Origin of the sequence: Streptomyces sp. PT12, assembly GCF_003311645.1 — a bacterium.
Classification (GTDB): Bacteria; Actinomycetota; Actinomycetes; order Streptomycetales; family Streptomycetaceae; genus Streptomyces.
The window spans coordinates 168,943-179,031 of the sequence record NZ_QEST01000236.1 but is presented as its reverse complement, the minus strand read 5'-3'; the positions used below and the strand labels follow the sequence as shown (position 1 = coordinate 179,031).

The following is a 10,089-nucleotide window of genomic DNA, read 5'->3' as shown; positions in this document are numbered from 1 at the left end:
CGCGATCCGCGGCGACCTCGCGCCGCCCGGGGGGGGGGGGGGGGGTGGCCCCCACCCGCCCGCCCCTCTTCGGCCCCGGGCTGCGGCCGCCCGTGGTCCCCGCCGTCCTCAACCCCCGACACCCGGGGCGCCCCACCCCGCCTCCGGCAGAACTTCCCTCCGGCCGAGACCACCGGCTCCACTGCCGCGGCGGCACGGCCGCCCGCCGCAGAGCGGGGAGGGGTGGCCCAGGACCCCCGACTGCGCCCCGCCTCCCGCAGGGAACCCCGTGGCGCTCGGGCGCGTCGTCGCCGGACCGGAGGTCAGCCGTGTGCGACGCCAGCGGGCGGATCTCCGTCACCCGGCGCACCAGCTCGGCCTCGGCGCGTGCAACACCCGCAGCCGCGGGACCGCGAGCGGCGCGGAGCCGCAAACCACCGCCACGAATTCGATGTCGCTGCGCCCCTCGCGCCACGCGCCGAGCGCCGCGGAGCCCACGACGTGAAAGCCCGCGACGTGAAAGCCCGCGATCCGGCCGGGCAGCAGCCGGTCGGCGCACGCCCGATAGCGGCGCACGGCCCTCGCCACCGCGGGGTCAGGCCGCAGGCGGCATGTCCTCCACGCGTTCGAAACGCCAGCGGTGCACGGGCCTGGCCAGCAGCTCGTCGGGCGGGGGCGGCAGCTCGGGCAGGTCGGCGGACAGCGCCGCGTTCTCCCACCAGGTGATCACCAGCACCCGCTCGCCGGGCGCCGTGAACGCCTCCCTGCGCGTCGGCGCGGGGCTCAGCTCACGCGCCCGCGCCCACGCGAGCAGCTGCGCGCCCCGGCCCCGCGCCGCGCGCGCCTCCCACATCAGCGCCACCGTCGCCATCAGTGCGCCGCCGCGACATGCGTGCGGGTCACGGGGAGCGAGGAGTCCGCGGGCAGGTCGAGCGCCGAGGGCGCGCGCCCGCGCGCGACCATCTCCGCGCCGAGCGCCGCCACCATCGCGCCGTTGTCCGTGCACAGCCCGGGGCGCGGCACCCGCAGGGTCAGGCCCGCCGCGGCGCAGCGTTCCTCGGCCATGGCGCGCAGGCGCGAGTTCGCGGCCACGCCCCCGCCGATCATCAGGTGGTCCACGCCCTCGTCGCGGCACGCGCGGATCGCCTTGCGCGTCAGCACATCCGTGACCGCCTCCTGGAACGACGCCGCCACATCGGCCACCGGCACGTCGTCGCCCGCGTTCCGCCGCGTCTCGACCCAGCGCGCCACGGCCGTCTTCAGGCCCGAGAACGAGAAGTCGTACGGCGCGTCCCGCGGCCCCGTGAGACCGCGCGGGAAACGGATCGCCCCCGCGTCGCCCTCGCGCGCCAGCCGGTCGATCGCCGGGCCCCCGGGGAACCCGAGTCCCAGCACGCGCGCCACCTTGTCGAACGCCTCGCCCGCCGCGTCGTCGATCGTGGCGCCCAGCGGACGGACGTCCGACGTGATGTCCGGTGCGAGCAGCAGCGACGAGTGCCCGCCCGAGACCAGCAGCGCCATCGTCGGCTCGGGCAGCGGCCCGTGCTCGAGCTGGTCCACGCAGATGTGCGAGGCCAGGTGGTTGACGCCGTACAGCGGCTTGCCCAGCGCGTACGCGTACGCCTTGGCCGCCGAGACGCCCACGAGCAGCGCGCCCGCGAGCCCGGGCCCCGCCGTCACGGCGATCGCGTCGAGGTCGGTCGCCGCCACGCCCGCGTGCGCCAGGGCGCGTTCGATCGTGGGGACCATCGCCTCCAGGTGCGCCCTGCTCGCGATCTCGGGGACCACCCCGCCGAACCGCGCGTGGTCGTCCACGCTCGATGCGACCGCGTCGGCCAGCAGCGTGTGGCCGCGGACCACGCCCACGCCGGTCTCGTCGCACGAGGTCTCGATGCCGAGCACGAGCGGTTCGTCAGCCATCGTCCTTCGCCTCTCCTTCGTCGTTCCCCCGCGCGGCCTTGCCCGGCGCGGCGGTCCCCGGCGCGGCCTTGCCCGGCGCGGCGTCCCCCAGCGCGCGGCGCATCACCAGCGCGTCGTGGTTGCCCGGCTGGTAGTAGCCGCGGCGCACGCCGATGCGGACGAAGCCGAAGCGCTGGTAGAGGCGCTGCGCGGGGGCGTTGTCCACGCGGACCTCGAGCAGCACCTCGTGGCAGGCGAACGCCTCGGCCGCGGCGATCAGTTCGGCCAGCACCAGGGCGCCGAGGCCGCGGCCCTGCCAGGCGCCCGTGACGCCGATCGTCATGACCTCGCCCGACGTGCCCGCCACCGAGAGCCCGCCGTACCCGGCGAGCGAGCCGTCGGGCGCCTCGGCCACCACATAGTGGCGCGTGCGCCCCGGGCCGCGCGCCCCCGCCAGCTCGGCCCAGTACATGGCCTCGGACCACGCGTCGCGCGGGAACAGCTCGGCCTCGAGCGCGAGCACCCCTTCCATGTCCCACCAGCGCATCTCGCGAAGCGCGACGCCCTCACCTCCGGCCAGCGCGTCCCCCGTCATGTCCGGGTCACCGCCTTGTAGCCGGTGGGCACGCGCGCGTCGGGGCGGCGCAGATACTGGGGGCGCGCGCCGGGCAGCGGCTGTCCGGCGGAGAGCCGTTCCGCCGCGAGCGCCCCCAGCGCGACCGCCGACACATGCGCCGGAAGGTCATCCCGCACGCCCGTGAACGCCTCGGGATACAGCCGCGCGCCCGCGCCCGCCGCTGGCAGCCCCGCCACCTCGCCCGCGATCTCCGCGGGGCGATCCACCGCTGGCCCCGCCACCCGCGTGCGGGCGTCGGCGTAACGCGCCCAGTACACCTCCTTGCGCCGGGCGTCGGTCGCGACGACGAACGGCTCGTCGAGGCCCGTGGCATACGCGAGCGCGTCCAGCGTTCCCACGCCGTGCACCGGTATCGAACGGGCAGCGCCGAGCGCCTCCGCCGTGACCAGGCCGACGCGCAGCCCGGTGTAGGGTCCGGGGCCCGTTCCGACGACGAGGCCCGTCACCTCGCCGAGGCCGCGCCCCGCCTCGGAGAGGACCCGGTCGACGGCGGGCAGCAGCAGCTCGCCGTGGCGGCGGGCGTCGATCTCGTCGGAGGCGGCGAGCGCCGCGCCCCCGTCGCGCCCGGCCTCGTACAGGGCCACGGTGACCGCGGGCGTCGCGGTGTCAAGAGCCAGCAAGAGCACGCGGCAAGCCTACGGCTCCCCGAACGGTGGCCCCGTGCCTGGTAGCGTCGCTCCGATCCGACGCGTTCCCCTCCCGGCTCCCGTGAACCCGCGGACCCGCAGACTCGCAGAAGGGCGGCAGCGAAACCGTGGCGCGCCATACCTCAGGCTCCGGCTCCGGTGTCTTCGTCACCATGCTGACCGTGGGCGCCCTCGCCGTCGTCGCCTTCTTCGCCTACCAGGCGTCCGCGTCCGACGACCGCCCCGCCGCCGCGGGCGTCCAGCCCTCCCCTTCGGCGTCGCCCGAGGACGGCTCGGGGGGCGCGGACGGCGGGGGCGAGGGGGAGGGCGACGAGGGGCCGCCGCCCGTTCCCGCCGAGTCGGGCGACGGGCGCCGGGTCGTCTACTCGGTCGGCCAGCAGCGCGTGTGGCTCGTGGACACGACAGCGGGCGGCTCCGAGGAGATCGTCCAGGGCACCTACCGGGTCTTCCCCGGCGGCATCGACCCGGAGCCCGGCGAGTACGCGGTCACCTCGCGGACCGCGCAGGGCACCGGCTCCGATGGGGTGGCCATCGAGCACACCGTCATCTTCCACACCACGGCCGACGGCACGGTCCACGGCTTCTCCGCCGCCCTCGACGGCTCGACGCCCGACCCCGAGTCGGGCCAGGAGACGGGCGCGATCCGGCAGACACGCGAGGACGGCGACGCGATGTGGCTCTTCGCGACCGCTGGCGTCGCCGTCGTGGTCGTGGCCTGACGGCCGCGTCCACGCCTCAGCCTCAACCTCAACCTCAGCCTCAACGCGAGCCTCAACGCGCCAGGTCGCCCAGCGGCACCCCGCGCCAGCGCGCTCCCACGCCCATGAGCGTCACGCGCCGCGCCCCGGGCTCGCCATCGCCCGCCCCGTCGTTCCCCTCCGCGTCGTTCCCCGCCCCGTCGTTCCCCTCCGCGTCGTTCCCCTCCGCGTCGCCCCCCGCCGCGTCGCCCCCATCGGCGTCGTCGCCCTCGGCGCCGTTCCCGCGGTCGATCAGCACATGCAGCCGCTCGTCCGACAGCTCCTCGACCCGGCCCTCGCCCCACTCCACGGCCACCACCGAGTCGGACAGCGCCACGTCGAGGTCAAGGTCCTCCATCTCCTCGATGCCGCCGCCCAGCCGGTAGGCGTCCACGTGCACCAGCGGCGGCCCGTCGCCGAGCGGCGGGTGGACGCGCGCGATCACGAACGTCGGCGACGTCACCGCGCCCCGCACCCCGAGTCCCTCGCCGATGCCCCGGGTCAGCGTCGTCTTGCCCGCGCCCAGCGGCCCGGTCAGCAGCACCAGGTCCCCGGCGCGCAGCAGCGCGGCCAACCGGCGCCCGGTCTCCCGCATGCGCTCCTCGCCCGTCACGGTGAACGACACGGATGACGCGGTGGGCGAAGGTGAAGGCGAGGACAAGGGCGAAGACCCGGGCAGCGGCGGCTCAGACAGCTGGCTCATGGAACCGGATGCTACGCGCCAGCAGCCGCGCCAGCTGCTCGTTGACCTCCCGTGGCTGCTCAAGCAGCAGCAGGTGTCCCGCCTCGGGCAGCACGACCAGCTCGGCCCTCGGCAGCACCGAGGCGATGTGCTCGCTGTGCGACGCGGGGGTCACCTCGTCACGTTCGCCGCCGAGGACCAGCACGGGCAGGTCGGCGGCGAGGCCGTTGAACACCGAGAGCGCCTGCTCCTTGTCGTGCCAGCCGAACGCCGGGTAGAACTCCGCGACCACGTCCACCGGCACCGACGCGATCAGCCGCTCCGCGAAGCGCGCGACCCCGGGGTCGACGGCGCCCGGCGCCCCGAAGGAGTAACGCCGCACCAGGCCCGAGTACAGCTCGCCCGACGCGCGCAGCGCCCGGTCAACCAGCGCGGGCTGCGAGCCGAGCACCCGCAGCACCCCGGGCACCACACGGCGGGCGACGCGCACGGCGGCGGCGGGGAAGCCGTAGGTGACATCGGCGAGGTTCCCGGCCGATGTGGCCACGAACGCGACGCCCGCCACCCGCCGCGCGACATAGTCGGGGAACTGCTCGGCCAGCGCCATGATCGTCATGCCGCCCATCGAGTGCCCCACCAGCACCACGGGCCCCTCGGGCGCCACGGCGTCGAGGACCGCCTTGAGGTCACGCCCCAGCAGGTCGATGTCCACCGGCTCGGTCACATCGGCGACGACCCGGCCGCGGCCCCGCTCGGAGCGGCCATGGCTGCGCTGGTCCCAGTACACGGCACGCACCAGCCCGCGCAGGGCGGCGCGCTGGAAGTGCCACACGTCCTGGTTGAGGCAGTACCCGTGGCAGAACACCACGGTGGGCGGCGGCGCGCCCCGCCCGCGGCGGCGCAGCAGCCGCCCCAGCCTGCCGCGCGGCGCCCTGCCCCGGTACCCCTCGGGCGGCGGTGGCGGAACGACGGGCTCGGCGACCGGGCCGCCCGCGCGGTCGTCCGCTGGCCTGGCGAACGCGCCCACCTCGTCGATCTCGTAGTACAGCTCCGTGCCGTCCTCGGCCGCGACCGTGCCGGGCGTGCCGCGCAACGTTCCATAGGGGCCCGCGGCGTCGAGGGCGAGCTGGGCCTGGCGGCGCAGCGAGCGGTTCACGGTCAGCCGGTCGACGGCGACCGTGGCGGCCACCGTGCCGATCGCCGCCCCGGCTATCCCCAGGCGCCTGGCCCAGCTCATGACGCGACCGCCCCGGGGCGTTCGCCCAGCAGGACGCGGGGGACGCGCGGACCGACGCGGGTGACGATCTCGTAGCCGATCGTGCCGGTGGCGCGCGCCCAGTCCTCGACGGTCGGCTCGCCGTCGTCGCCAGGCCCGAACAGCACCGCCTCGTCGCCCACGGCCGCCGAGTCGCCGCCGAGGTCCACCACGAACTGGTCCATCGCCACCCGCCCCGCCACCGTCCGCCACTTGCCCGCGACCAGCACGGGCCCGCTGCCCGACGCGTGGCGCGGGATGCCGTCGGCGTACCCGGCGGGGACGAGTGCGAGGGTCGTCGCGCCCGGCGTGGCATAACGGTGCCCATAGCTCACGCCATGGCCGCCTGGCACCCGTTTGACGGAGGCCAGCCAGGCGCGCAGCGTCATCACGGGCCGCAGCCCGAAGTCCGCGGGGACGCCGATCTCCGGCGAGGGCGAGAGGCCGTAGACCGCGAGCCCTGGGCGGACCAGGTCGTAGTGCGACGCGGGAAGGGTCAGCGTGGCGGGCGAGTTGGCGAAGTGCCGCACCTCGGGGTCGAGCCCGGCGCGGGCCGCCGTGGCGAGCGCGTCGGCGAACGCGGCCTGCTGGCGGGCGATCGACGGGTGCCCCGGCTCGTCGGCGCACGCGAAGTGCGACCACAGGCCCGTCACCCGGACGGCGCCGTCCGCCTCGGCGGCGCGCGCGGCGGACACCAGGTCGGGCCAGTCGGCGGGCTGGCAGCCGTTGCGCCCCAGGCCCGTGTCGGCCTTGAGGTGGACGCGCGCGGTGCGGCCCGTGGCCCTGGCGGCGGCGACCAGCTCGTCCAGCGCCCAGCGGCCGCTCACCGAGACATCGACATCCGCCTCGACCGCGCGCCGCCATGGGCCGCCCGGCGTCCACAGCCAGCACAGCACGCGCCCGGTGTCGCCCGCCGCGCGCAGCGCGAGCGCCTCGTCGGGCGTCGCGGTGCCGAGCCACGCCGCCCCGGCCTCGCGCGCGGCGCGGGCGGCGGCGAGCATGCCATGGCCATAGCCGTCGGCCTTGACGACGGCCATCAACTGCGCGTGACCGCTGGCACGTTCACGCAGGGCGCGCACGTTCGAGCGCAGCGCGTCCAGATCGATATCGGCGCGAAGACGCCAGCTTTCGGCCGGGCGGTGATCGTTCATTACCCACCAGTGTCGCAGGAAGTGCGCCAGCGCACGGGCCAGACTGGGGCCATGAGGACTGCTTACCGTGTGGAGACCGTCCGGGCCGCCGAGCGCGCGCTGATGGCGCGGCTGCCCGAGGGCACGCTGATGACCAGGGCCGCCGCGGGTCTCGCCGCGGCGTGCGCCGGGCTGCTGAGGCCGCGCACGCGGGGGGCGCGCGTGGTGGTGCTCGCGGGCAGCGGGGACAACGGCGGTGACGCGCTGTACGCGGGCGCCCGGCTCGCGCGGCGCGGCGTGGCCGTGACGGCGGTGCTGCTGTCGCCGGAGCGCGCGCACCCCGGCGGCCTCGCGGCGTTGCGCGCCGCCGGAGGGCGGGTCGCGCCCCCCGAGGGGGCGCACGAGCTAATCGCGCGCGCCGTTCTGGTGGTGGACGGCATCACCGGCATCGGCGGGCGCGGCGGGCTGCGCCCCGCCGCGCAGGAGCTGGCGCGCGCCGCGGCCGAACGCGCCGTGCCCGTCGTCGCCGTCGACCTGCCGAGCGGCGTGGACGCGGACACCGGCGAGGTGCACGGCTCGGCCGTGCGGGCGGCGTTGACCGTGACGTTCGGCGCGTTGAAGCCCGGCCTGCTGATCGACCCCGCGCGCGAGTACGCGGGGGAGGTGCGGCTCGTGGACATCGGCCTCGGCCCCGAGCTGCCGCCCGAGCCCGATGTCGCCGCCCTCGACGACGCGGACGTGGCCGCGCTCCTGCCACGCCCCGCGACGGAGACCGACAAGTACCGGCGCGGCGTCGTCGGCGTGGTGGCGGGCTCCAAACGCTACCCGGGCGCGGCGGTGCTCGCGGTCGGCGGCGCGCTGCGCGGCGGCGCTGGCGCGGTGCGCTACGTCGGCCCCGCGGGCGACGCGGTGATCAGCCGCTACCCCGAGACGCTGGTCTCGGCGGGGCCCCCGCACCGGGCCGGGCGCGTCCAGGCGTGGGTGATCGGCCCTGGGCTGGGCACGGGTCCGGGGCCCGAGCGCACGGTGGCCGATGTGCTCGACTCCGACGTGCCGGTGCTGGTGGACGCCGACGGCCTGGCGCGGCTCAACACCGAACAGGTGCGGGCGCGTTCGGCCCCCACCGTCCTCACCCCGCACGCGGGCGAGGCGGCGCGGCTGCTCGGCCGCGACCGCGCGTCGGTGGAGGCGGGCCGCCTGGCGGCGGTGCGCGAGCTGGCCGAACGCCATGGCGCGACCGCGCTGCTCAAGGGCTCGACGACGCTCATCGCCGACGCCACGGGCCCGGTCATCGCCAACACCACCGGCACCCCCTGGCTGGCCACGGCGGGCAGCGGCGACGTCCTGTCCGGCCTGATCGGCGCCCTCATCGCCGCGGGCCTCCCCCCGCGCGAGGCGGCGGCGGCGGGCGCCCACCTCCACGGCCGGGCGGGCCAGGAGGCGCCGCCTCCCGCGATGGCCTCGACGATCACGGAGGCGCTGCCGGGGGTCTGGTCGAGTCTCCTCTGAACGGTCGCCTGCCGCACGGTCGCCTGCTGCACGGTCGCCTGCCGCTGGCTCCGTCGCCGGGCCCGCGGCCCGGATCGCTCCCCCACCCACCCGCCCCTTCCGCCTCAGGCGAGGGCGCTGGCGCCGCCTCTCTCGCCCGCGCAGCGGGGGCGCGGCCCGGCGCCAGGCCGGGTGGGCGCACCTCTCGGGCCGCAGGCCCGGAGGGACGACCGCGCCACCGCCGCAGGCGAGCACCGTGGGCCGCAGGCCCCGGGGGCGCGGACGCGCAGCCCGACACCACCACGGGCGCGGGCGGGCACAACTCCCGAGCCGAAGGCCCGGAACGGCGCCGCCCGCCGCGGACGAGCACCGTGGGCCGAAGGCCGGGAGGGGCGGCTCCCCCCGCCGATGGTGGGAAAGGGCGGGTGAGTGGGGAACGGTCCAAAGGCGAAGGTCCCACCGCGACCACCCCCGCCGAAGGCGAAAACCCCGGGCCGCAGGCCCGGCGTCGAAGCGAGCCGCAGGCTAGTCGCCGCAGGCGACTAGCCCTCCGCGATCGCCACCGCCGACGCCACCCCCGCGTCATGGCTCAGCGACACGTGCCACCTCACCACCCCGAGTTCCGCCGCCCGCGCCGCCACGCTCCCGCGCACCACGAGCCGGGGGCGCCCGTTCGCCTCGGGCACGATCTCCGCATCCGTCCAGCGCAGCCCGCCCGGCGCGCCCAGCGCCTTCGCCACCGCCTCCTTGGCCGCGAAACGGGCGGCGAGCGACGCCACCCCGCGCCGTTCCCCCGTGGGCAGCCACAGCTCCCCCGGCGCGAACAGCCGCCCCGCGAGCGCGGGCGTGCGCGCCAGCGCGGCGCCGAAGCGTTCGATCTCCGCGACATCGATGCCGACGCCCACGATCACGCGGTGACCACGCTCCCCCCGGCGTCCGTGATCTCGCACCCCACGCCGTCCACGTCCCGCCGCAGCACCACCACGTGGTCATCCGCGAGCCCCACCACGTCCCGCGCCAGCCCGCCGAACGCCACCCCGTCCGACGCCGCGAACGACTCCCCGTCGCCGAGCCCCACCACCAGCGGCTGCCCGCGTCGCGCCCCCACCACCGTGTCCGGCTCGTCCGCGTGCACCGCGAGCAGCGCGAACTCCCCCACGAGCGAACGGCACACCTGCCGCATCGCCTCCCCCAGGTCCTCGCACGACGAGAACTGCTCCGCCAGCAGGTGCGCCACCACCTCGGTGTCCGTCTCGGAGGCGAGCGCGTGCCCGCGCGCGGCCAACTCGGCGCGCAGCGCCGCATGGTTGGCGATCTCCCCGTCGTGCACGACGGCCACGCGACCGGCGTTGTCAAGCTGCGGATGCGCGTTGCCCTCCGACGGCGCGCCGTGCGTCGCCCGCCGCAGGTGGCCGACCGCGCTGCCGCCCGTCGGCAGCGGCCGCTCCCTCAGCACGCCGTCCAACGCCGCGAGCCCGCCCGCCGCCCGCGCCACCGCGATGCCCCCGTCCTCCGCGAGCACCGCGACGCCCGACGAGTCGTGGCCCGGCCGCTCCAGACGGCCGAGCCCCGCCAGGACCACCTCGAGCGCGGACCGCGCCTGCGCTCCCACGTAACCGACCATCCCGCACATGC

Annotated in this window: 11 protein-coding genes and 1 pseudogene; 2 read left to right on the top strand and 10 right to left on the bottom strand. The window is 76.9% G+C overall.

The annotated features are described in order from the left end of the window. Window positions 1-336: 336 nt before the first annotated feature. The 5 genes from DEH69_RS26365 to tsaB are packed head-to-tail and all read right to left on the bottom strand — an operon-like array spanning window position 337 to window position 3,141. The gene (locus DEH69_RS26365; RefSeq protein WP_147255865.1) at window positions 337-555 is read right to left on the bottom strand and encodes a hypothetical protein; all 219 of its coding nucleotides are present in this window, start codon (window positions 553-555) and stop codon (window positions 337-339) included. A 19-nt stretch (window positions 556-574) separates the two neighbouring features. Next, window positions 575-850, bottom strand: a complete 276-nt coding sequence (locus tag DEH69_RS26360; RefSeq protein WP_113689485.1) for a hypothetical protein — start codon at window positions 848-850, stop codon at window positions 575-577. Beyond that, window positions 850-1,899 (bottom strand): tRNA (adenosine(37)-N6)-threonylcarbamoyltransferase complex transferase subunit TsaD, encoded by a 1,050-nt coding sequence (tsaD, locus tag DEH69_RS26355; RefSeq protein ID WP_113689484.1) that lies wholly within the window; start codon window positions 1,897-1,899, stop codon window positions 850-852. Before tsaD ends, DEH69_RS26360 begins: the two co-directional genes overlap by 1 nt. Then, window positions 1,892-2,473, bottom strand: a complete 582-nt coding sequence (rimI, locus tag DEH69_RS26350; protein ID WP_258534968.1) for a ribosomal protein S18-alanine N-acetyltransferase — start codon at window positions 2,471-2,473, stop codon at window positions 1,892-1,894. The genes tsaD and rimI overlap by 8 nt, the downstream gene beginning before the upstream one ends. Further along, window positions 2,470-3,141, bottom strand: a complete 672-nt coding sequence (gene tsaB, locus DEH69_RS26345; protein ID WP_113689483.1) for a tRNA (adenosine(37)-N6)-threonylcarbamoyltransferase complex dimerization subunit type 1 TsaB — start codon at window positions 3,139-3,141, stop codon at window positions 2,470-2,472. Before tsaB ends, rimI begins: the two co-directional genes overlap by 4 nt. A gap of 173 nt (window positions 3,142-3,314) precedes the next feature. Between tsaB and DEH69_RS26340 the strand changes: the two genes are divergently transcribed. Then, window positions 3,315-3,881 (top strand): hypothetical protein, encoded by a 567-nt coding sequence (locus DEH69_RS26340; RefSeq protein ID WP_113689495.1) that lies wholly within the window; start codon window positions 3,315-3,317, stop codon window positions 3,879-3,881. 52 nt (window positions 3,882-3,933) lie between these two features. Here DEH69_RS26340 and tsaE read toward each other — a convergent pair whose 3' ends face one another. The 3 genes from tsaE to alr form a co-directional block, all read right to left on the bottom strand. Beyond that, window positions 3,934-4,494, bottom strand: a complete 561-nt coding sequence (gene tsaE, locus DEH69_RS26335) for a tRNA (adenosine(37)-N6)-threonylcarbamoyltransferase complex ATPase subunit type 1 TsaE (protein WP_258534973.1) — start codon at window positions 4,492-4,494, stop codon at window positions 3,934-3,936. A gap of 91 nt (window positions 4,495-4,585) precedes the next feature. Continuing rightward, entirely contained in the window at window positions 4,586-5,818 is a 1,233-nt protein-coding gene (locus tag DEH69_RS26330) for an alpha/beta fold hydrolase (RefSeq protein ID WP_113689481.1), read from the bottom strand. Continuing rightward, on the bottom strand, window positions 5,815-6,987 hold the full coding sequence (gene alr, locus DEH69_RS26325; RefSeq protein WP_113689480.1) for an alanine racemase: 1,173 nt from the start codon (window positions 6,985-6,987) through the stop codon (window positions 5,815-5,817). Before alr ends, DEH69_RS26330 begins: the two co-directional genes overlap by 4 nt. A 51-nt stretch (window positions 6,988-7,038) precedes the next feature. Between alr and DEH69_RS26320 the strand changes: the two genes are divergently transcribed. Beyond that, the gene (locus tag DEH69_RS26320) at window positions 7,039-8,475 is read left to right on the top strand and encodes an NAD(P)H-hydrate dehydratase (protein ID WP_113689479.1); all 1,437 of its coding nucleotides are present in this window, start codon (window positions 7,039-7,041) and stop codon (window positions 8,473-8,475) included. Between the two features lie 521 nt (window positions 8,476-8,996). On the opposite strand, the gene DEH69_RS26315 is transcribed toward DEH69_RS26320, so the two are convergent. Both DEH69_RS26315 and DEH69_RS26310 read right to left on the bottom strand, forming a co-directional pair. After that, complete coding sequence (locus tag DEH69_RS26315) at window positions 8,997-9,365, bottom strand: holo-ACP synthase (RefSeq protein WP_113689478.1); 369 nt, start codon at window positions 9,363-9,365, stop codon at window positions 8,997-8,999. 116 nt (window positions 9,366-9,481) lie between these two features. Beyond that, window positions 9,482-10,087: pseudogene (locus DEH69_RS26310) on the bottom strand (glutamine--fructose-6-phosphate aminotransferase); the annotation flags it as partial. Window positions 10,088-10,089 lie beyond the last annotated feature (2 nt).

Bases quoted from the DNA above. Each gene is read 5' to 3' on its own strand.
- DEH69_RS26340 (WP_113689495.1), top strand. From the start codon at position 3,315: ATGCTGACCGTGGGCGCCCTCGCCGTCGTCGCCTTCTTCGCCTACCAG.
- rimI (WP_258534968.1), bottom strand. From the start codon at position 2,473: ATGACGGGGGACGCGCTGGCCGGAGGTGAGGGCGTCGCGCTTCGCGAG.
- DEH69_RS26360 (WP_113689485.1), bottom strand. From the start codon at position 850: ATGGCGACGGTGGCGCTGATGTGGGAGGCGCGCGCGGCGCGGGGCCGG.
- tsaE (WP_258534973.1), bottom strand. From the start codon at position 4,494: ATGCGGGAGACCGGGCGCCGGTTGGCCGCGCTGCTGCGCGCCGGGGAC.
- tsaD (WP_113689484.1), bottom strand. From the start codon at position 1,899: ATGGCTGACGAACCGCTCGTGCTCGGCATCGAGACCTCGTGCGACGAG.
- alr (WP_113689480.1), bottom strand. From the start codon at position 6,987: ATGAACGATCACCGCCCGGCCGAAAGCTGGCGTCTTCGCGCCGATATC.
- DEH69_RS26330 (WP_113689481.1), bottom strand. From the start codon at position 5,818: ATGAGCTGGGCCAGGCGCCTGGGGATAGCCGGGGCGGCGATCGGCACG.
- DEH69_RS26320 (WP_113689479.1), top strand. From the start codon at position 7,039: ATGAGGACTGCTTACCGTGTGGAGACCGTCCGGGCCGCCGAGCGCGCG.